The sequence below is a fragment of the Alloalcanivorax venustensis ISO4 genome (assembly GCF_015356855.1).
Classification (GTDB): domain Bacteria; phylum Pseudomonadota; class Gammaproteobacteria; order Pseudomonadales; family Alcanivoracaceae; genus Alloalcanivorax; species Alloalcanivorax venustensis.
This window is the reverse complement of record NZ_ARXR01000004.1, coordinates 109,369-130,315: the sequence shown is the minus strand read 5'-3', so window position 1 is coordinate 130,315 and position 20,947 is coordinate 109,369. Positions and strand designations below refer to the sequence as shown.

Annotated in this window: 17 protein-coding genes; 8 read left to right on the top strand and 9 right to left on the bottom strand. The window is 68.3% G+C overall.

Annotated elements, in window-relative coordinates; translation table 11 throughout:
* Window positions 1-23 precede the first annotated feature (23 nt).
* Window positions 24-1,646 carry a long-chain-fatty-acid--CoA ligase gene (locus tag ISO4_RS03770; protein ID WP_142949189.1) on the bottom strand — a complete coding sequence of 541 codons (1,623 nt, stop codon included), beginning with the start codon at window positions 1,644-1,646 and terminating at the stop codon, window positions 24-26.
* Between the two features lie 252 nt (window positions 1,647-1,898).
* On the opposite strand from ISO4_RS03770, the gene ISO4_RS03765 reads away from it, so the two are divergent.
* Entirely contained in the window at window positions 1,899-2,810 is a 912-nt protein-coding gene (locus ISO4_RS03765) for a recombination-associated protein RdgC (RefSeq protein WP_142949188.1), read from the top strand.
* A gap of 81 nt (window positions 2,811-2,891) precedes the next feature.
* Window positions 2,892-3,281 (top strand): nuclear transport factor 2 family protein, encoded by a 390-nt coding sequence (locus tag ISO4_RS03760; RefSeq protein WP_194855213.1) that lies wholly within the window; start codon window positions 2,892-2,894, stop codon window positions 3,279-3,281.
* Window positions 3,282-3,290: 9 nt separating this feature from the next.
* Here the strand turns inward: ISO4_RS03760 and ISO4_RS03755 are convergent, their stop codons facing one another.
* From ISO4_RS03755 to ISO4_RS03740, 4 genes are all read right to left on the bottom strand, one after another.
* On the bottom strand, window positions 3,291-4,043 hold the full coding sequence (locus ISO4_RS03755) for a VOC family protein (protein WP_194855212.1): 753 nt from the start codon (window positions 4,041-4,043) through the stop codon (window positions 3,291-3,293).
* Window positions 4,043-5,170 (bottom strand): zinc-dependent alcohol dehydrogenase family protein, encoded by a 1,128-nt coding sequence (locus ISO4_RS03750; protein WP_194855211.1) that lies wholly within the window; start codon window positions 5,168-5,170, stop codon window positions 4,043-4,045. Before ISO4_RS03750 ends, ISO4_RS03755 begins: the two co-directional genes overlap by 1 nt.
* Entirely contained in the window at window positions 5,167-6,558 is a 1,392-nt protein-coding gene (locus ISO4_RS03745; protein WP_194855210.1) for a hypothetical protein, read from the bottom strand. The genes ISO4_RS03750 and ISO4_RS03745 overlap by 4 nt, the downstream gene beginning before the upstream one ends.
* 77 nt (window positions 6,559-6,635) lie before the next feature.
* Window positions 6,636-7,391, bottom strand: a complete 756-nt coding sequence (locus ISO4_RS03740) for a TSUP family transporter (protein ID WP_194855209.1) — start codon at window positions 7,389-7,391, stop codon at window positions 6,636-6,638.
* Between the two features lie 160 nt (window positions 7,392-7,551).
* Here ISO4_RS03740 and ISO4_RS03735 point away from each other — a divergent pair, with 160 nt between their 5' ends.
* Window positions 7,552-8,301, top strand: a complete 750-nt coding sequence (locus tag ISO4_RS03735) for a hypothetical protein (protein ID WP_194855208.1) — start codon at window positions 7,552-7,554, stop codon at window positions 8,299-8,301.
* On the opposite strand, the gene ISO4_RS03730 is transcribed toward ISO4_RS03735, so the two are convergent.
* Both ISO4_RS03730 and ISO4_RS03725 read right to left on the bottom strand, forming a co-directional pair.
* Window positions 8,291-11,365, bottom strand: coding sequence for an efflux RND transporter permease subunit (locus ISO4_RS03730; protein WP_194855207.1), 3,075 nt, complete (start codon window positions 11,363-11,365; stop codon window positions 8,291-8,293). The two genes, ISO4_RS03735 and ISO4_RS03730, sit on opposite strands and share 11 nt — an antisense overlap.
* Window positions 11,366-11,367: 2 nt before the next feature.
* A complete protein-coding gene (locus ISO4_RS03725) occupies window positions 11,368-12,498 on the bottom strand; it encodes an efflux RND transporter periplasmic adaptor subunit (protein ID WP_194855206.1) in 1,131 nt (376 codons plus the stop codon).
* Between the two features lie 156 nt (window positions 12,499-12,654).
* Here ISO4_RS03725 and ISO4_RS03720 point away from each other — a divergent pair, with 156 nt between their 5' ends.
* The 3 genes from ISO4_RS03720 to ISO4_RS03710 all read left to right on the top strand — a co-directional run bounded on the left by ISO4_RS03720 (window position 12,655) and on the right by ISO4_RS03710 (window position 15,507).
* Window positions 12,655-13,299 carry a TetR/AcrR family transcriptional regulator gene (locus tag ISO4_RS03720; RefSeq protein ID WP_067612465.1) on the top strand — a complete coding sequence of 215 codons (645 nt, stop codon included), beginning with the start codon at window positions 12,655-12,657 and terminating at the stop codon, window positions 13,297-13,299.
* Window positions 13,300-13,522: 223 nt separating this feature from the next.
* Window positions 13,523-14,974, top strand: a complete 1,452-nt coding sequence (alkA, locus tag ISO4_RS03715) for a DNA-3-methyladenine glycosylase 2 (RefSeq protein WP_194855205.1) — start codon at window positions 13,523-13,525, stop codon at window positions 14,972-14,974.
* Window positions 14,975-14,976: 2 nt separating this feature from the next.
* Window positions 14,977-15,507, top strand: a complete 531-nt coding sequence (locus ISO4_RS03710) for a methylated-DNA--[protein]-cysteine S-methyltransferase (protein ID WP_194855204.1) — start codon at window positions 14,977-14,979, stop codon at window positions 15,505-15,507.
* Here the strand turns inward: ISO4_RS03710 and ISO4_RS03705 are convergent.
* Window positions 15,465-16,700 carry an MFS transporter gene (locus ISO4_RS03705; RefSeq protein ID WP_194855203.1) on the bottom strand — a complete coding sequence of 412 codons (1,236 nt, stop codon included), beginning with the start codon at window positions 16,698-16,700 and terminating at the stop codon, window positions 15,465-15,467. The genes ISO4_RS03710 and ISO4_RS03705 overlap by 43 nt on opposite strands.
* Before the next feature lie 212 nt (window positions 16,701-16,912).
* On the opposite strand from ISO4_RS03705, the gene ISO4_RS03700 reads away from it, so the two are divergent.
* A complete protein-coding gene (locus ISO4_RS03700) occupies window positions 16,913-18,115 on the top strand; it encodes a class I SAM-dependent rRNA methyltransferase (protein ID WP_194855202.1) in 1,203 nt (400 codons plus the stop codon).
* 21 nt (window positions 18,116-18,136) lie between these two features.
* Here ISO4_RS03700 and ISO4_RS03695 read toward each other — a convergent pair whose 3' ends face one another.
* Window positions 18,137-18,739 carry a LysE family translocator gene (locus tag ISO4_RS03695; protein WP_194855201.1) on the bottom strand — a complete coding sequence of 201 codons (603 nt, stop codon included), beginning with the start codon at window positions 18,737-18,739 and terminating at the stop codon, window positions 18,137-18,139.
* A 208-nt stretch (window positions 18,740-18,947) separates the two neighbouring features.
* Here ISO4_RS03695 and ISO4_RS03690 point away from each other — a divergent pair, with 208 nt between their 5' ends.
* Window positions 18,948-20,834, top strand: a complete 1,887-nt coding sequence (locus tag ISO4_RS03690) for a hypothetical protein (protein ID WP_194855200.1) — start codon at window positions 18,948-18,950, stop codon at window positions 20,832-20,834.
* Window positions 20,835-20,947: the final 113 nt, after the last annotated feature.

The following is a 20,947-nucleotide window of genomic DNA, read 5'->3' as shown; positions in this document are numbered from 1 at the left end:
CGTAACGGGCTTAACGCCGCGGATTACTCTTTGATCAGGTAGTCGCCGTACTGATCGCGGAGCTTGTTCTTGAGCACCTTGCCGGTGGCGTTGCGCGGCAGTTCGTCCACGAACACCACCGCGTCGGGCAGCTGCCAGGAGGCGATCTTGCCCTCGTAGCCGGCCAGGATGTCCTTTTCGGACGGGTCCTGACCTTCCGCCTTCACGGCGATCAGCAGCGGGCGCTCGTCCCACTTCTTGTGGGTGGCGGCGATCACCGCGGCGTCGGCCAGTTCCGGCATGCCCACGGCGATGTTCTCCAGCTCCACGGAGCTGATCCACTCGCCGCCGGACTTGATCACGTCCTTGGAGCGGTCCTTGATGGTGACGATGCCGTTCTCATCCAGGGTGGCGATGTCGCCGGTGGGGAACCAGCCGTCCACGTGCGGCGGCTCGGCGTCCACGTTGAAGTAGGCGCTGATCACCCAGTGGCCCTTGGCGTACAGGTCACCCTGGGTTTCGCCGTCCATGGGCAGCTCGTTGCCGTCGGCGTCGGCGATGCGCAGGTCCACGCCGAACGGCGGGCGGCCCTGTTTGGCGCGAATCGCGGCCTGCTCTTCCTCGGACAGCTGGGTGTGCTTGTGCAGCAGGGTGCTCACCGAGCCCACCGGGCTCATTTCGGTCATGCCCCAGGCGTGCAGCGTGTCCACGCCGTAGTCGTCACGGAAGGTGGCGATCATGGACGGCGGGCAGGCGGAGCCGCCGATCACGGTGCGGGTCAGGCTGGGCACCTTCTCGTTGGCTTTCTTGAGCGCGCCGATCAGACCCTGCCACAGCGTCGGTACGCCGGCGGCGCAGGTCACGTTTTCGCTGTTGATCAGGTTCTTCAGGCTGTCGCCGTCCAGACCCGGGCCGGGCAGCACCATCTTGCTGCCCACCATGGCGGCGGCGTAGGGGATGCCCCAGGCGTTCACATGGAACATCGGCACCACCGGCATCAGGCAATCCCGGGCGGAAAGATCCAGGCTGTCCGGCAGCGCCACGGCCATGGAGTGCAGCACCGTGGAGCGGTGCGAGTAGAGGGCGCCTTTCGGGTTGCCGGTGGTGCCGGAGGTGTAGCACAGGCTGGAGGCGGTGTTCTCATCGAATTCCGGCCATTGGAAATCGGCGTTGCCGGAATCCACCAGGTCGTCGTAGAACTTGATGCCGGGCACTTTCTCGGCGGCTTCGGCGTCTTCGCCGCTCAGCAGCACCACGTGCTCCAGGTGTTCCAGCTTGTCCTTGATCGCCGCGATCAGCGGCAGGAAGGTCTTGTCGATGAGCAGGACGCGGTCCTGGGCGTGGTTGAGGATATACACCAACTGTTCCGGGAACAGGCGCGGGTTGATGGTGTGGCACACCAGGCCGGCACCGGACACACCGAAATAGGCTTCCAGGTGGCGGTAGTTGTTCCAGGCCAGGGTGGCGACCCGGTCGCTCTGTTTCAGGCCCAGGCCCAGCAGCGCCGAACCCAGCTGGCGGGACCGCCGTTCCACTTCGCCCCAGTTGGTGCGGTGGAGGCCGCCGGTGGTCTCCACGGAGACGATCTCTCCATCGGCGTGGTAGCGGGCGGCGTGGGCGATCTGTGCGCTGATCAACAGCGGTTGGTTCATCATTTGGCCTAGCATGTTTTCTCTCCCGAGGCTTGGCGGTTGTTGTTTTCGGCTACCGAGGTTTGCGATATCCCCGTGCCATGTCAAATAAATTCGCTTCAACTGGGTACCTTCAAGGACCGGCAGTCGCGACGTCGTGAAGGAAACGTGTTCGTGGCCGGAAACTGAATAAGTTCGCTTGACCCAACCGTGCCCTTGAGAGCGCTGTGGCCCTGGGCTAATGTGAGCGCCCTTTGCCAACCCTACGTTTCCGGATACCCCTTATCTATGTGGATCAAGAACCTCACCGTTTTCCTGGGCGCGGAGCCCTTCCCCTGGTCGGCGGCGGAACTGGAGGAGCGCCTCGAGCAGCACCGCTGCCCGCCCTGCGGCCGCCAGAGCCTGAGCAGTGAAGGTTTCGTGCCGCCGCTCAAGGGCGAAGACCGCATGGTGGTGGTGGCGGACGGCTTCCTCTACTGCGTGCACCAGGAGATCGCCCGCCTGCTGCCCGGGCCGGTGATCAAGGAAGAACTGGACGAAAAGGTGGAACAGATCCGCGAGCAGGAAGGCCGCCCGGTGGGCCGCCGTGAGCGCGCCGAGCTGAAGGACCAGATCACCTTCGAGCTGCTGCCGCGCGCCTTCACTCGCTCGCGCCGCACCGGCGTGCTGATCGACCTGGAGCGCCGCCGCATCCTGGTGGACAGCGCCTCGGACAGCCGCGCCGAGCAGATCGTCGCCGCCCTGCGCAAGGCGGTGGACTCCCTGCCGGTGACCCGGCCCACCGCGGCCAGCGCCACCACCGCCGCCTTCGGCGAATGGCTGCGCGACCCGGCGTCGCTGCCGGAGGGGTTCACCATCGGCGACCGCTGCGAGTTCAAGGACGGCGACGGCGCCAGCGTGCGCATCACCGCCCTGGACCTGAGCCGCGAGGAAATCCTCGCCCACCTGGAACAGCTGGCGGCGGTGAAGGTGAACCTGTGCTGGAACGACGAAATGGAATTCGACCTGCAGCAGGACCTGGCCATCAAGCGGCTCAAGCCGCTGGACCTGATCCAGGAGAACATCGACAACATCAACGCCGAGGACGCCCTGGAAGAGCTGATGGCCCGCCTCAGCCTGCAGGGCGCCACCCTGCGCGCCGCCCTGGACAGCCTGTACGACTACTTCGAAGTGAAAGCCGAGAGCATCGGCGCCGCCTGATTCTCGACGCAAACCACCATGGCGCCCGGCTTCCCCGCCGGGCTATGTTGGGCTCTCCAACAACAACATTCAGGGCCCGACATGATCGAGCAGACCATCGAACGCTGGCACCGGCTGGTGGACACCAAGGACGCCGAGGCGCTCAACGATATCCTCGCCGACAACGTGGTGTTCCACTCGCCGGTGGTGCACACCCCGCAGGAAGGTAAGGCGATCACCAAAATGTACCTCACCGCCGCCCTGCACACGCTCAACAATGAGCATTTCCGCTATGAGCGGGAAATCCTCGACGGCCGCAACGCGGTGCTGGAATTCACCACCGTGCTGGACGGCATCCAGCTCAACGGCATCGATATGATCCACTGCGACGAAGACGGCCGCATCGACGACTTCAAAGTGATGGTGCGACCGCTGAAAGCGGTCAATAAGATCCACGAAATGATGGGCGCCATGCTCAAGAAGCTGGGCTAGTCGCGGGTGTTACCCTTGCTCGAGCTGCCAGCGCACGCCGGCCAGTTCAAAGCCGCCCCGATCCACCGCCAGCCCCTCGGCTCCGGCCCGTGCCAGCAGAAGGTCCGGGTCGGCGCTACGCAGTGACAGCGCACTCAGGCACTCCTTCCGACCGGGCTGGAACCGCAGCGCCACGCCGCCGGCATCGGCGCGGTGATCGTCCGCCACCGTTATACCGAGCAGGCTTCCCCAGTGGGCGGCCAGATCGCCGGGCGTGGGGCTGTCCAGAACGACGGCGTCCAGACGGCAGGGCGGCTCCGCTTGCGGCGCCGCCTGCCAGTCCGGCCCGGCCGGCCAGTAAGGCCCGTCCAGGGCCGCCCCGCCTTCGGTGCGGTTGAACTCGATCATCGCCGCCCGGCAGGCTTTGGGGTGCAACTGCACGCCCAGGTAGGCGTCCACCCGCAGGCGGTTCACCACCGGCACCCCCAGCGCTTCCGCGTCCCGGGCGCGGCGCTCCGGATCCTCGCAATCGAAGATCGCCATATAGCCGCCCCGGCCGCCGCTGCGTTCCAGAAAACGGCCGGCGGCGGTGCCGTCCTCGGTCGGCGCGACGATTTCGATAAAGCGGTCGCCGAGCCGGAAGATCACGTTCTCCAGACCGTAGCGGGCCAAATGCGGGTCCCGGTGGCAGGGCGCCGTGCCGAGCACGGCGGCCAGCGCCCGCTCCGGCGCCGCCAGTGCCGGCGCCACCAGGCACACCTGCCGCAGCCTCGGGGTCGCCATCAATCGAACAGAATCACCTGGCGGATGGCGTCGCCGTCGGCCAGCCGGTCGAAGCCTTCGTTAATGTCTTCCAGCTTCATGCGGTGGGTGAGCAGCTTGTCCACCGGCAGGCGGCCGGCCTGGTACAGCGCGATGTACTCGGGAATATCCAGCGCCGGCACATGGCCGCCCAGGTAGGAACCCAGGAAGCGGCGTTCCTCGGCCACCATCTGCACCGGGCTCACCGCCAGGCGGGTGTCCGGGTGGGGCAGGCCGGCGGTCACCGTGCTGCCGCCCTTGCCGGTGGCGGCGAAGGCGAATTCCAGCGCCGGGCCGACACCGGCGAACTCGGCGGCGATGTCCACGCCGCCGCCGCTGATGTCCTTGACCTGCTGCACCGCGTCCGCGTCCTTGGAATTGACCACATGGGTGGCGCCCATGGCCTTGGCCAGCTCCAGCTTGTCCTCGGCGATGTCGGCGGCGATCACCTGGCGGGCGCCGGCGGCCACCGCGCCCAGCACCGCGGACAGGCCGACGCCGCCCAGGCCCACCACCAGCACCGACTGGCCGGCGCGCAGCCCGGCGGTGTGTACCACCGCGCCCATGCCGGTAAGCACCGCGCAGCCGAACACCGCGGCGATCTCGAACGGCAGGTCCTTGGGAATCTTCACCGCGGAACGGCGCGAGGTCACTGCGTGTTCGGCGAAGCCGGACACACCCAGGTGGTGGTTGATGGTGGCGTCGCCCTGGTGCAGGCGGCGGTCGCCGCCCAGCAGCACGCCGTCGTTGTTGGCCTTGGCGCCGGGGGCGCACAGCGCCGCGCGGCCCCCCAGGCAGTAGTCGCAGGTGCCGCAGCTGGGCACGAACGAGAACACCACATGGTCGCCCACTTCCAGATCGGCGACGCCGGCGCCCACTTCCACCACCTCGCCGGCGGCTTCGTGGCCCAGCGCCATGGGCAGCGGCCGGGGCCGGTTGCCGTCGATCACCGACAGGTCGGAGTGGCACAGGCCGGCGGCGCGCACCCGCACCAGAATCTCGCCGTGGCCCGGGGCGTCCAGTTCCACCTCTTCGATTTTCAGCGGCTGGGAGTCCTTGAACGGGCGCTGGGCGCCCATCTCACGCAGTACTGCGGCACGGGTTTTCATTGCGTTTCCTCGTCGTTGTCCTTGGTAAAGGTCTGGTCGTTCTCGCCGCTGAAGAAGCGGCGACCGTAAATCAGGATGCACAGCGCCACGCCCACGGCGAACGCCCAGGTGGCGCCCTTGGTGGCAAGCACCGCGGCGACCACCCCGGCGATGCCCAGGTCGCGCTGGCTGCGCGCTTCAAGAATGCCGATGCGCACGCTCACGTAGCCCTGGATCAGCAACGTCAGCGCCAGGGCCACGCCCAGGATCGGTTCCACCAGGCTGACAATGGGCATCAGCAGCAGACCGGTGTTGGTGCCCCAGCGGAACGAGCCGGCGCCGCCGAAGATCGAGTCCATGGCTTTGCGGCCTTCCTTGAAGCGTTCCACGATCACCACGTGCATGGCCGCCCACAGCGGGCCGCACATGGCCACGTCCGGGCCGATGATGCTCATGGTGGCGTTGCGGCCGCCGAAGATCATGTGGGCGCGGTCCGGGTTGTAGTCCACGTCCTCGTCCTGGCGGCTGGCGTCCGCTTCCTTGAGCAGCGCCTTGCCCTGCAGCACGTCGCCGAACAGCACGATGTAGGCGGCCAGCATGGTGGGGATCGCCTGCAGGAACATTTCCGGCGACGGCAGGCCCAGGCCAAACACGGTGTACTCGCTCCACAGGGTGGCGAAGTCCGGCGTGGTGAAGCCCCATTCAATGGTCGGCCAGGGCGCTTCGCTGAACAGCGGCGCCAGCACGATGGCCAGGGCGATGATCGGGAAAATACCCAGCTTGCCCAGGGTGCCCCAGAAGGCGTTGCGGGTTTTCAGCACCGCGAAGTGCTTGGAGAAAATCAGGTAGAAAGCGATGCCGATGGCGATGGAAATGGTCCACGGGAAGCTCTCGAAGCGGCCGCCCACCTCGAACACCGAAATCACCGCGGCGATGCCGGCGCCCATGATAATGCCCGCCTTGATCGCCGGTGGCACCAGGCTCACCACCCGCCTCGATAACCCGGTGGCGCCCAGCCCGATACAGAACACACCCAGTAACAATTGGAACGCGATCAGCGCATGCACCCGCGCCTCGCCCTCCGGAAAACTGGCGCAGTAGGCCATCAAAAGAGGGATCGCCGGGGTGATCCAGCCGGGCACCACCGGGTCGCCCAGCAGGTGGTGCAACAGGTACAGAAAGCCGTTCAGCAGCACCACCGCCAGCGCCGCTTCGAACGGCATGCCCAGCAGTTCGGTCATCAGCGGGATGGCGGCCAGATCCACCGCGCACATCAGCAGACCCTGGAAATAATCGGGCCATTCGAAACGGTAATGCAGGAAGGGAAGACGGAGTTTGAAGGGGCCCATCGGCCAGTAAAGGGTCTCGCCGTCCGGCCGACGGTAATCACGCCTGGATGTGTCACCCATGAAGAAGGTCCCGAGCTCGTTGGTATTATGGCGTAATCAGTGTATGACCCGTGGGTCAGGAATCAAGCGACCGGCGTTCAGCCGAACAGATAGCGAAGCAGCATGGCCAGGCAGACGAGCACGATCAACGGCCGGATCAAACGGGCGCCGCCGCGCAGCACCGCGTGGGAACCCAGCCAGGCGCCGGCCATCTGGCCGACGATCATCACCGCGCCGGTGACCCACAGCACCTTGCCGCCGACCACGAACAGCGTCAGCGAGGCGATGTTGCTGGCGAAGTTCAGCGCCTTGGCCTGGGCGGTGGCGGTGATCAGATCCTGGCCGCGCAGGGCCACGCCGGTGAGCGAGAAAAACGAACCGGTGCCCGGCCCGAAGAAGCCGTCGTAGAAGCCGATCACCGGCACCACGGTGCGCTCGTACAGGCGCGCGGACAGGCGCGGTGCCCGGGTCACGCTGCCGGCGCCGGGGCTGAACAGGAAATACAGCGCGATCACCGCCAGTACCACCGGCACCAGCACCTGCAGGGCGTCGCTGTCGGTGAGCTGCACCAGCACCGTGCCCAAGGCGCTGCCCCCCAGCGACCACAGGAACGGACGCCTCAGCCCCGCCAGCGTTTCGGCGAAGCGGCGCCGGCGCAGCAGCATGAAGGTGGCCATGCCGGAGCCGAAGGTGCCCTGCAGCTTGTTGGTGGCGAGCGCGTTTACCGGGTTCAGTCCGGCCAGCAACAGCGCCGGCAGGGTCAGCAGGCCTCCGCCGCCGGCCAGGGTATCGATAAAGCCCGCCAGCAGGGCGACCCCACCCAGTATCAGTAATAGCGACAGTTCCAGTTCCACGCTTCGCCTCCCTTCCAGGCCACGAGTTTAACGTGAACGGCGCCGCCGCTGTTAAACAGTGTTAAGCGGGGGCGTTGTCCGGCGTGGCGGGGCGTAGGATGAAAAGCGTTAGTCGTGGTTGCCCAAGGACGGCAGCCGATACCCGAAAAGGAGCAATACCATGCGTAATTTCACCGTTTTACTGGCCACCGGTGCGCTCACCGGCACGTTATTCCTGGCCGGCTGCCAGCCGCCGGACGAGGACGACGCCAAAAAGGCGGCGGACGACGAAGAGACGGTTCCGCATCCGCCCATTGAAGAATCCCGGCCCGGCGAAGAGACCGGCGCCGAGCAAACCGGCGGCCCCGCCGACGGCAGTGAGGAAGAGGCCGGTGGCGGTTATGAGTCCGCCCAGCAGCCGGATGCCGCCGCCACCGGTGAGGACGCCGCCACCTTCACCGACACCCGATTCCGCATTGCGGTGGACTACCCGGAATCCCTGCAACAGGTGTCCACTGAAGACGGCGAGGCCGGGGACGCGGCGCAATGGCACGCCTTCGCCGACGGCCGGGAGGGCCGGCGCCTGCTGACTCTGAAAGTACCCGGTGAGGTGGACGCGCGCTTTCAGCTCGGCGCCAGCCGCAACACCAAGGCGCTCACCCACTGCAAGGACCTGCCCGAGGGCGTCGACCAGGAGAGCAAGCAGACGCAGACCATCGACGATGTGGCGTTCACTCGCTTCGACGTGACGCGCACCGATGGCGACCAATACACCACCATCCGCAGCTACCGCGCCACCTACACCGAGTCCTGCTACGCCATCGATCTGATCGCCCGCGGCAGCGGCGGCCAGGGCGAGGCGGCGGACCGCCAGACCGAGGCCCTGGAAACGCTGCAGACGGTGCTCGACGGCGTCCGGTTCACTGAGTAACCGGCTCGTCGTTGTGGGTCTCCTTGACCCGGAACCAGGCGGCGTACAGCGCCGGCAGGAACAGCAGGGTCAGGGCGGTGGCCACGATCAGCCCGCCCATGATCGCCACCGCCATGGGGCCGAAGAAGTCGCTGCGTGACAGCGGAATCATCGCCAGCACCGCGGTCAGCGCGGTCAGCGCGATGGGCCGGAAACGGCGCACCGTGGACTCGATGATCGCGTCCCACTGGCTGCGGCCCTGGCTGATGTCCTGCTCGATCTGATCCACCAGGATCACCGAGTTGCGCATGATCATGCCGGTCAGCGCGATGGTGCCGAGCATCGCCACGAAGCCGAACGGCTCGCCGAACAGCAGCAGGAACAGGGTCACGCCGATCAGCCCCAGCGGCGCGGTGAGGAACACCATGGTGGTCAGCGAGAAGCGGCGCAGCTGCAGCATCAGCAAAGTAATCACCACCAGCACGAACAGCGGCAGGCCGGCGTTCACCGAGCTCTGGCCGCGGGCGGATTCCTCCACGGTGCCGCCCACCTCCAGCAGATAGCCCGGCGGCAGCGCCTCGCGCACGCTCTGCAGCTTGGGCTGCAACTGACCGACCAGGGTGGCCGGCTGCTCGTCGCCGTAGATGTCGGCGCGCACGGTGACCGTGGGCAGCCGGTTGCGGTGCCAAATGATGCCTTCCTCGAAGCCGTACTCCAGGGTCGCCACCTGATTGAGCGGCACGCTGCGGCCGGTCTCGGTCTGCACCGCCAGGTTCCCCAACTGGCCCAGGGCTTCGCGCTCACGGGCGTCGCCGCGCACCTCCACGTCGATCAGCTCGTTGTCTTCGCGGTACTGGCTCACCGCCACGCCGGACAGGGAGCTCTGCAGCGCCCGGGACAGGTCGGCGGTATTCACGCCCAGGGCACGGGCGCGGTCCTGGTCCACGTTCAGGCGCACCACCTTGCTGGGCTCTTCCCAGTCCAGATGCACGTTGGTCACCGCCGGGTTGTCGCGCACCACGGCGGCCACGTCGCGGGCCAGCTCACGGACCTTGGGAATGTGCTCGCCGGAGACGCGGAACTGAATCGGGTAGCCCACCGGCGGGCCGTTTTCCAGCCGCGACACCCGGCTGCGCAGGGTGGGGAACTGTTCGCGCATGGTGTCGATCAACCAGGCGCGGATTTCCTCGCGCTGTTCGATGCTGTCGGTGAGCACCACGAACTGGGCGAAGCTGGCCGCCGGCAACTGCTGATCCAGCGGCAGATAGAAACGCGGCGAGCCGGCGCCCACATAGGCCACGTAGTGGTCGATGTCCGGGTTGTCGTCGAGCAGTTTCTCCAGCCGTTCCGCCTGCGCCTGGGTGGCCTCCAGGGAGGCGCCCTCGTGCAGCTTCAGATCCACCATCAGCTCCAGCCGCGCCGAGGGCGGGAAGAACTGCTGCGGCACCAGCCGGAACAGCGCCAGCGAGCCCACGAAGATCAGCAGGGTCAGGGTGATCACGGTTTTGCGGTAGCGCACGCACCACAGCACCAGCCGCCGGAACCGCTGGTAGAAGGGTTTCTGATAGGGGTCGTGCACCTTGCCGTCGGCGTCGCGGCGGGCCAGCTCCGGCAGCAGCTTGTCGCCCAGGTAGGGCACGAACACCACGGCGGTGATCCAGGACACCAGCAACGACAGCGTCACCACCTGGAAAATCGAACGGGTGTATTCGCCGGTGCCGGACTCGGCGGTGGCGATGGGCAGAAAGCCGGCGGCGGTGATCAGCGTGCCGGTGAGCATCGGGAAGGCAGTGCTGGTCCAGGCGAAGCCGGCCGCCTTCAAGCGGCTGAAGCCCTGCTCCATTTTGATCGCCATCATCTCCACGGCGATGATGGCGTCGTCCACCATCAGGCCCAGCGCCAGCACCAGCGCGCCCAGGGAGATCTTGTGCAGGCCGATGTCGAAGTAGTGCATCAGCGCGAAGGTCATCGCCAGCACCAGCGGAATCGACAGCGCCACCACCAGGCCGGTGCGCGCGCCCAGCGAGAAGAAGCTCACCAGCAGCACGATCACCAGCGCTTCGATCAGCACCTGCACGAATTCGCCGACGCCGGCCTCCACCGCCGCCGGTTGGTCGGACACCTTGCTCAGCGTCAGGCCCGCCGGCAGCGTGTCCTGCAGGCGCTTGAACTCGGCGTCCAGGTTTTCACCCAGGGCGAGAATGTCGCCGCCGTCCTTCATCGACACCGCCAGGCCGATGGCGTTTTCGCCCAGAAAGCGCATGCGCGGTTCGGCCGGGTCGCTGAAGCCGCGGAACACCTCGGCGATGTCGCCCAGGCGCAGGGTGCGGCCGTTCACGTCGATGGGGAAACGGCGGATCTCCTCCACCGACCGGAACTGGCCGGACACCCGCAGGCGGACCCGGTCGCTGGGGGTTTCGAAGAAGCCCGCCTGGGCCACCGCGTTCTGCGATTGCAGTGCCTGCTGCACCGCGCCCATGGGAATGCCCAGGGACGCCAGCTTGGTGTTGGACAGCTCCACCCAGATTTTCTCGTCCTGGACGCCCACCAGCTCCACCTTGCCGGCATCCTCCACGCGCTGCAGGGCGAGCTGCAGGCGCTCGGCGTAATCCTTCATCAGCGCGTAGTCGAAACCGGGCCCGGTGAGCGCGTAGATGTTGCCGAAGGTGGTGCCGAACTCGTCATTGAAGAACGGCCCCTGGGCGTCCGGGGGCAGGGTGTGCTTGATGTCGCCGACCTTCTTGCGCACCTGGTACCAGAGGTCGGGGATTTCCGAGGAGTGCATGTCGTCGCGGGCCACGAACAGCACCTGCGACTGGCCGGGCCGGGAGAACGAGGTGATGCGGTCGTAGTCGCCGGTCTCCATCAGCTTCTTCTCGATGCGCTCGGTGACCTGGCGGCTCACCTCCTCGGCGCTGGCGCCCGGCCAGACGGTGTTCACCACCATCACCTTGAAGGTGAAGGGCGGGTCTTCGCTCTGGCCCAGCTGCGAATAGGAGAGGGCGCCCAGGGCGCCCAGCAGGATCATCGCGTAGAGCACCAGGGCGCGATTTCTCAGGGCCCATTCGGAAAGGTTGAAGCGCATCGCTACTCTCCACCTTCCTGGCCACCGTCCTGACCGTCACCCAGGCTGACCTGACGGTTCTGCCGGTCCACCGGGCGCACCTTCTGCCCTTCGCGCAGCACCTGGGTGCCGGCGGCCACCACCCAGTCGTCCGCCGACAGGCCCTCCAGCACCGGCACCCGGTCTTCCCGGTAGGCGCCGGTGCGCACCGGGGTTTTCACCAGCGTGGCGTCATCCGGGTTCACCACCCACACGAAACTCTCGCCCTGGTCGGCGGTGACCGCCGCCAGCGGCACCGTGAGCACATCGGCGCCGCCGTTGGCGTGGTCCACCAGCACCCGCGCGCTCTGGCCCAGCTCGGCGTCCGCGGTGTCGTTGTCGAAGGCGACGCGGGCCTCGAAGGTTCGCGAGCTCGGGTCCGCCGCCGGCGCCAGCTCGCGGATGCGTCCCGGGAAGGGTTCGCCGGGGCGCGACCACAGTTCGATGGCCACCTCGTCGCCCACCTGGAACCGCTTCACATCCTGCTCCGGCAGATCGATGACCACTTCCCGGTCGCCGTCCACCGCCAGCACGAACACCGCCTGGCCGGCGGCCACCACCTGACCGGCCTCCGCCAGACGTTGCGCGATGACGCCGGTTTCCGGCGCTTCCAGCACCGCGTAATCGGCCTGGTTGCTGGCCACCTTGAGCTGCGCGCGGGCCTGCTCCAGCTGGGCGTCGCTGGCCTCGGCGCGGCTCTCCACGGAGTCGAACTGGGACTGGCTGATCACCTGCCGGTCGAGCAGGGTGCGGTAGCGCTCCAGCTCGCTGCGCGCCAGCCGCTGGTCCGAGCGGGCCGAGGCCAGCCGGGCGCGGGCCGCGTCCAGTTCCAGCCGCACGTCCTCGGCGTTCAGCTCCGCCAGCGGCTGGCCGGCTTCCACCCGGTCGCCCACGGTCACCATGCGGCGGCTGATCTTGCCGCCGATGCGGAACGCCAGCTCCGGCTCGTAACGGGCGCGCACCTCGCCGGGGTAAATATCGCGCAGGGCGTCGCCGGTACCCGGCTGGACCACCAGGGCCGGACGCGGGCTGGTGTCGCTTTCGGGCTCCGCCGGGGAACAGGCGGCCATCACCAAGGCCAACGGCAGTAGAGCGAGCAGTGGATAACGCGACATGCCGGAAACCCCCAGAGCATGGTTTGTGGAATGACGTAAAAAGGGCGCCGACCGCCCCCGGGCAATGCTATACTCGCCGGTATAGTAAGTTTATTGAACTCTTTGGTCCACTATCTCTTGGGGCCACTATTTGTTTGGCCGAAGGTTTGGAGAAGCATGCCTGATAACGACTCCCAGACGGCTCTGCGTGGACGGCCCAAGGACCCGGCCAAGCGCGAGGCGATTCTCGATGCCGCCAAGGCGCTGTTCATCGCCCAGGGGTTCGCCGGCACCAGCATGGACGCGGTGGCCACCGAGGCCGGTGTCTCCAAGCTCACCGTCTACAGCCACTTTTCCGACAAGGCGACGCTGTTCGCCGCCGCCGTGGAAGCCAAGTGCGAAGGGATGATGCCCTTCCCGATCTTTTCCCTGGAGGCCGGCGACGACCTGACCGTGGTCCTGGAGCGCATCGGTCACGCCTTTGTCACTCTGATCAACAGCGAAGAGGCCATCGCCCTGGAGCGACTGATGGCGAGTCTGGCCGGCCAGGACACCGAGATGGCCCGGCTGTTTTTCGAGGCGGGACCGCAGCGCACCCTCAACGAAATGGAGCGCCTGCTCACCCGGGCCCGCGAACGCGGTCTGGTGCGGCTGGGCGATCCCGCCGCCGCCGCGGAGCTGTTCTTCGGCATGCTGCAGAGCTGCCGCCACATGCAGCTGGTGATCGGCTGCGGCGAAGCGCCTACCGAGCAGGACGCCAAGGCGCACGTCCGCGAGGTGGTGCGCGTCTTCCTGAAAGGCTATGGGGTGGCTCCCTCCTGACAGAGCGGCCCGGGATTGTGGGAGCTTGCTTGCAAGCGAAAGGGAGCGAAGCTCCCGGCAGGATTCCAGAGCCCTGTCTAACAGCCGCACAATCGGCGTCTCTGGCATCCTGCCGGCCGGCAAGCCGGCCTTTCGCGGGCAGGGCCCGCTCCCACAAGCAAGCTCCCACAGCCAGGTCCGAAAACGGCGAGTCGAGCGCCCCCGCACCGTCTATGATGGCCCCATGTGGATCAATGACGATGTCTGTTATCAGGCGCTGACCGCCCGCGACGCCCGTTTCGACGGGCAGTTCTTCGTCGCCGTGGTGACCACCGGGGTGTACTGCCGGCCGGTGTGCCCGGCTCGCGTACCGCGGCGGGACAATTGCCGCTTTTTCCCCAGCGCCGCCGCCGCCGAAGCCGGCGGCTATCGCCCCTGCCTGCGCTGCCGCCCCGAGCTGGCGCCCGGCCACGCCAGCGTCGACGCCCGCCGCCGGCTGGCGCGGGCGGTGGCGGCGCGCATCGACGAAGGCGGCCTCACCGACAACCACCTCGGCGCCCTGGCGGCGGAGCTGGGCGTCAGCGACCGCCACCTGCGGCGTACCTTCGGTGATGAGTTCGGCGTTTCGCCGGTGGCCTACGCCCAAACCCAGCGCCTGCTGCTGGCCAAGCGGCTGCTCACCGACACCGGCCTGCCGGTCACCGAAGTGGCGCTGGCCGCCGGGTTCGGCAGCGTGCGCCGCTTTAATGCGCTGTTCCGCCAGCGCTACCGGCTGCAGCCCTCGCAACTGCGGCGCCTGCCGACCAGCCGTCACCAGGACAGCCTGGATTTTCAGCTTGCCTACCGCCCACCCCTGGACTGGCTCCGTCTGCTCGCGTTTCTCGGCCAGCGCGCCATCGCCGGCGTCGAAGCGGTGGACGACGGCGTCTCCCGCCGTACCGTGGCGTTGTCGCGCCAGGGCCAGGCGCTGCGCGGCTGGCTGGCGGTGCGGCCGGTGCCGGGCCGGCCGCTGCTGGCGGTGACCCTGTCCGCGTCGCTGGCCAGGGCGGTGCCGGAGGTGTTGGGGCGGCTGCAGCGGCTGTTCGATCTCGGCTGCCAACCGCAGGAAGTGAGCGTCCGGCTCGGCGAACTCGCCGAGGCGCATCCGGGCCTGCGCGTGCCCGGCGCGTTCGACGGTTTCGAGGCGGCGGTGCGCGCGGTGCTCGGCCAGCAGATCACGGTGCGTGCCGCCTGCACCCTGGCCGGCCGGGTGGCCGCCGCGCTCGGCGAGCCGCTGGCGACCCCCTTCGCCGGCCTCACCCATACCTTTCCGGACGCTGAACGGGTGGCGGAGAGCAGTGCCGACACCCTCGGTGAACTGGGCATTATCCGCACCCGGGTGAAGGCGATACAGGTGCTCGCCCGGGCCTGCGCCGACGGCGATCTGGTGCTGGCGCCGGGGGCGGCGGTGGAAGACACCCTGGCGCGCCTGCAGGCGCTGCCCGGCATCGGCGACTGGACCGCCCAGTATCTGGCGATGCGCGCCCTGGGCTGGCCGGACGCCTTCCCCGCCGCCGACTACGGCGTGCTCAAGGCCCTCGGCGAGACCTCCCCGGCGCGCGCCCGCGAACGGGCGGAGGCCTGGCGCCCCTGGCGGGCCTACGCGGTGATGCACCTTTGGCAAAGCCTGGAGAAAGGCGAAGAGAAAGGAGAGTGATGATGACGGACTATGTAGCGATTCCCGGCCCCCTGGGGGCCATGCTGGTGGCCGCCGACGAACGGGCGTTGCTGGGGGTCTGGTTCGAGGGCCAGAAATACCACCCGGACCCGGCCGCCTGGACCCACCGTCCGGACAACCCCTTGCTGGCCCGCGCCGCGGAGCAGCTGCGCGGTTACTTCGAGGACCAGGGGCGCGCCGGCTTCGACCTGCCGCTGGCGCGGCGGGGCACCGCCTTTCAACAGGCGGTGTGGGCGGAGCTGCGCCGTATCCCCGCCGGCGAGACCTGGACCTACGGCACCCTGGCGGCCCGTCTCGGGCGCCCGGCGGCGGTGCGCGCGGTGGGCGCCGCGGTGGGACGAAACCCTTGGTCGTTGCTGGTGCCCTGCCACCGGGTGGTGGGCGCCAACGGTTCACTGACCGGTTATGCCGGTGGCGTGGGGCGCAAGGCCTGGCTGCTGGACTGGGAAAACGGCCGCGAACCGGAGACTTATTCGCCGGCGGCGCAGGCGCTGGCCGGCACCGCCCGGTAGCCCTGGTGGCGGCGGGTGCGCCAGCACAAGTAGACGCCGCCCACCATCACCAGGCAGCTGCCGGCGAAGGCCACCCGGAAGCCTTCGCTCCACTCCACCACCAGGCCGGCCAGCGCCGGCCCCAGGAACTGGCCGGTGGCGTAGAACAGGGTGACGAAGCTCACCGCCACCGGCGCCTGATGGGGCGGCACGGTTTCCGTGGACGCCGCCAGAATGGAGGTGAACAGGCCCGCCACGCACAGCCCCAGAATCACGAAGTGGGCGGCGAACGCCCAGGGCTGCGGCCAGATCACCGGCAGGGCGGTGGCCAGCAGCGACAGCGACATGGACAGCACCAGGCCGTTGGAGTAGCCCAGCCGGTCCGCCAGCCAGCCCCAGAACGGCCCGGCGAAGATCGACAGAATCCCCATCAGCGACACCAGGTGCCCGGCGCTCAGCGCCGTCAGGCCGCCGTCCAGCGCGAAGCTGTACATAAAGGTGACCTGCACGATGTAGGTGAGCCCGAGCACGCCGTACACCAGCCCCACGGTGACCACATGGGGGTTACGGAAGATCGGTTCGCCGGGGCCGCCGACACCGGTGGCGGCGTCGGTGCTGGCGGCCATGGGCCGCTCCGGGTTGCGCAGAAACAGCAGCACCAGGGTGGTCACCAGGGCGCCGCCGGCGGCGAAGCTCAGCCACACATGGCGCCAGCCGTCGCTGGTGTCCGCCTGGGTGAGCGCCGGCACCAGCGCGCCGGCCAGCAGCATGCCGGCGCCCACGCCGCTGTTGGTGAAGCCGATCACCGAGCCGCGCCGCTTCGGGTAGGTGTTGGCGAGCAGCGAAATCAACGGTGTGTAGCCGAAGGCGGTGCCCATGCCGAGCATCACCATCAGCGCCAGCAGCACCCGGTAGTCGCTGGCCTGGCTGAGACCGATAAAGCCCAGCGTCACCAGCACCAGCCCCAGCAGCACCGACTGCTTGCCGCCGAAACGGGCGGCGAACACCCCGGCCACCATCACCAGCAGCAGATAGCCCAGCGCGGTGGCGGTGCTCAGGTTGGCGGCCTGGGCATAGCTCAGCCCCAGGCCGTCGCGCATGGCCGGCAGCACCAGGCCGTAGCACAGGCGCGCGAACACCAATACCACCACGGTGCACATGGCGCCGGTGGCGACCATCAGGACAAAGGGGGGACGCTGCTGGAAAAAACGCATGGTGATCCTCAAGGGCGCTGAGCGCTTCGTTATTATCTCCCGCCGCCCGGCCAGGAAGGGCAAGCGGCTTTACCCGAGTTACCCGGTCGAGTGTAGCCCAGCTGCGCGCCGCGCGCATACCAAAGGGTATGTCGGGGGCTTCATCCTCGGTCATTGCACTCACGGCGGCCGGTGCCGTGATAAACTGCCGCTTTTGCGCGAGTGAGCCACCCATGACCGACGACACTCCTACCCTGCGCCTCAAGAAAAACGAGGAACGCCGCCTCAAGGCCGGCCATGAATGGATCTACGCCAACGAAGTGGACACCGCCCACAGCCCGCTCAAAAGCCTGCCCGCCGGCACCGCCTGCGTGGTGGAAGACAGCCGCGGCAAGGCGCTCGGTCGGGCCTTTATGAGCCCCAATTCACTGATCGCCGCCCGCCTGTACAGCCGTGACGTGAAACAGGAACCGTCGCGCAGCTTCTTCAAGAAGCGCATCGAGCAGGCGCTGGCGTTGCGCGAGACGCTCTATCCGCAGCCCGGCTACCGGCTGGTGCACGGCGAGGCGGACGGCCTGCCCGGCCTGGTGGTGGACCGCTACCAGGACACCCTGGTGATGCAGGCGGGCACCGCCGGCATGGAGGCCCATCTGGACACCGTGGCGGCGGCCCTGGACGCGGTCCTGTCGCCGGCCAATATCGTGGTCAAGAACGAGGCCGGCGTCCGCGAACTGGAAGACCTGCCGCTCTACACCCGTGCCCTCAAGGGCGAGGTGCCGGAAAGCGTGGAACTGCACGAGAACGGTGGCCGTTTCCAGGCGCCGCTGCGCGAAGGGCAAAAGACCGGCTGGTTCTTCGATCACCGTAGTGCCCGGGCGCGGATGGCGCCGCTGGCCAAAGGCGCCCGGGTGCTGGATGTGTTCGCCTACTGCGGCGGCTGGGGCGTGCAGGCGGCCATGGCCGGCGCCGCCGAGGTGACCGGCATCGACAGCTCGTCACTGGCGCTGGAATACATGCACCGCAACGCGGAAATGAACGGCGTGGCGGAGCAGCTGCACACCCTGGAAGGCGACGCCACCACCGCCATGAAGCAACTGCTCGCCGACGGCGAAAAGTTCGATCTGGTGATTCTGGATCCGCCCGCTTTTATCAAACGGCGCAAGGATTTCAAGAGCGGCCTGGCCGGCTACCACGCCATCAACGAACTGGCGGTGCGGCTGGTGAAGCCGGGCGGCTATCTGATTTCCGCGTCCTGCTCCATGCACCTGCCGGCGGACAAACTGCTCGACGTGGTGCGTTCCTCCGCCCGGCACATCGACCGTTCACTGCAGGTGATCGGCTTCGAAGGGCAGGGGCCGGACCACCCGGTGCATCCGGCGATTCCGGAAACCGCTTACCTGAAAAGCTGGTTCGCGCGGCTGCTGTTCCGTTTTTAACGGAACAACAGCGAGCCGGCCTTAAAGCCAGACCGCCGCCGCGACCAGCACCAGCACCACCGCGGTGGCGCGTTCCACCTTGTCGTGGTGCCGGCGCAGGGCCGCGAGCATTGGCCCGCGCGCCAGCAACAGCGCCACCAGACTGTACCAGGCGGCGTCGATCACCACCGCCGTGGCGGCCACCTGAACCCGCGCGGCCATGGCCATCTCCGCGCTTACGAACTGGCTGAACAGCGCCAGGAAGAACAGCGCCACCTTGGGGTTCAGGAAGGCGATCAGAAAGCCGTCGCGCACCGCGTTGGCGCCGGCCTGCGCATCCGGCTCCGGCGCCGGACGCGCGGCGGCGCGCCAGCTGCCCAGTGCCAGCCACAACAAAAACAATGAACCCGCCAGCCGGATGGCGATTTCCAGCTGTGGGAAACCGCGCAACACCACCGCCAGCCCCGCCACCGTGGCGGCGGCGTACACGCCGATGCCGGCGGCATGGGCAAGACCGGCGCTGACGCCGGCGCGGGCCGAGCCGCGCAGTGTGTGGCGGGTCACCACCGCCAGGCTGGCGCCCGGTGTCATCGCGCCCAGGGCGCACACGCCGATCAACAGCAGCCAGTCGTTTACAGCAAGCATGGGGTCCTCGTCAGATCCTGGGGTCGGGTGATGATGCCTTTTGTACGCGTCAGGTAAACTTAGGTGTCGTTTTTCCCTTTATTGCAAACCTGGCGCCGGCGCTGTGGCCGCTCTCCCGCCTTTCTGGTTACTCTCCCAGACTTTGTGGTTATTTATCCGCCCGGGCGGATTTTTGCTGTGCTTAAAAGCAGGTATCGGGAGAACAACAATGTCAGCTATTTCCATGCACACCGGGCGCGGCGCCGCGATGGCGCTGTGCACCTTGCTCGCGTTGACCGCCTGTGGCGGTGACGGTGGCGGCGGTGGTGAGAGCACCGCCGCCGCGCCGCAGCAACGCGACGCCGCCCCCACCGCGGTGGACCGTGGCCGCGAGATATTCCGCTTCGAGACATTCGGCAACCAGGGTTTCTGGACCACCGCCATGCGCTTGCCCCAGGGCATCGAAGACAGCGGTATGACGCCGCTGCAGGCCCTGGAAATGGGGCTGAACATCAACACCGCCGCGCTCGAGCCGCAACAGGCCGAGGCGCTGCGCAACGCCGCCGCCCGCATCGAGGCCGGCGCGGACCCGGCCGATACGGTGCTGGCGGAGCCGACCCGCCTCAACGCCTGGCTCAACCAGGGCGCCGTGATCGGGCTGGTGCCGTTCCGCGCCGACGGCGAACGCAAGCCTTTGGGCAGCAGCGACGGCTTCACCGGCGGCGGCCTCAACCTGGCCGCCGGCGACCGGCTCGGGGTGAGCTGCGCGCTTTGCCACGCCAGCACCGAGGGCGACGTGCTCGCCCCGGGCGTGGCCGGCGCCGGCTCCGCCGGCCAGCCGGTGGACGGCGTCATCGCCCGCGACCTGGATGTGGGCGCGCTGTTCGCCACCGCCAATAACCCGCTCGCCTACCTGCCGTTGCTGCAGCTGCGCCTGGACCAGCCGGACGCCGGCGGCGACGACGACCAGGGCGGCCTGCTCGACGGCCTGCTGCCCTCCGGGCCGGAGCCGGAGCCCTATGACGGCGTCACCGTCGGGCGCGGCGACTTCGCCGGCATCCCCGCCGACGGCACCGTCGAGGAGGCCACCGCCGCCGCCCGCGAGTACCTTACCGGCACCTACCAGCAGGACGGCGAGACCCGGCGCTACTACCCGCGCACCTCGTTCGACGGCACCCCGGACGGCCTCGGCAACGCCTCCATCACGCCGCCGTTCTTCCGCACCGACCTGGCGGCGCCGGGCAGCCACGCCGGCATCTTCGAGAAGGTCGACGACTTCAACAATCAGGATTACACCGTCGCCATGGAACCCACCAGCCTGCTCACCGAATCCGGGCGTGCCTTCCTGAACGTGGTCGCCGGTCGCCTGGGCGACGAGATCGCCCGGCGCTACGAAGCGGTGCTGCGCGACACCGGGGTGATCCCGGAGGGCATGGCCGCCACCGATGTGATTCCGTTCGTCGAGGTGGAGCGCACCGACCTGCCGGTGGGCGCCCCGGCCGGCACGGTGGGCCGCCGCGTCGCCCAGCGGAAACTGGATGACCTGCGCGCCTACACCGACCAACTGCCGGCGCCGGCCGCCCCCGACGATCTGGACGCCGACCAGGTGGCCGCCGGCCGCGCCCTGTTCACCACCGGCCGGGAAGACGGCGGCGCCGGCTGCGTGGCCTGCCACACCGCCGACCCCAACCAACCGGTCTCCGCCGAGGTGGTCCCCATCGAAACCCTCTACCCGGCCTACAACGACGAGCTGCTGGTGCTGTTCGAACGGTCCACGGTGAGCGACTTCAGCGACGTCCAGGACGCCCGCGGCGGCCCCGCGCCGGCCTACGACGACTCCGTGGTCGCCCTCGACGCCACCCTGCGCGGCGGCCGGCGCGGCTTCGCCCAGCCGCTGCTGCTGGCCCTGGACGGCAAGGCCCGCTTCCTGCACGACGGCTCGGTGCGCGGCAGCGACGCCCGGGACGGCCTCGACCGCCTGCTCGACCCGGCCCGGGGCGAGCAGGCCCCGCATCCCTTCTACTTCCCCGAGAACCTGGACCAGGGCGATGACGCCCAGGGCCGCGCGGCGCTGGTCGAATACCTGCGCAGCCGCACCACGGATCAGGAGGAATAAGACAGGTCTCTGGTATCCCGCCGGCAAGCTCCGCTTGCCTTTCGCGGGCGGGGCCCGCTCGCACAAGGGCTCCGCTCCCGGCGCCGGGCTACGGAGCCCACCATCAGACCCGA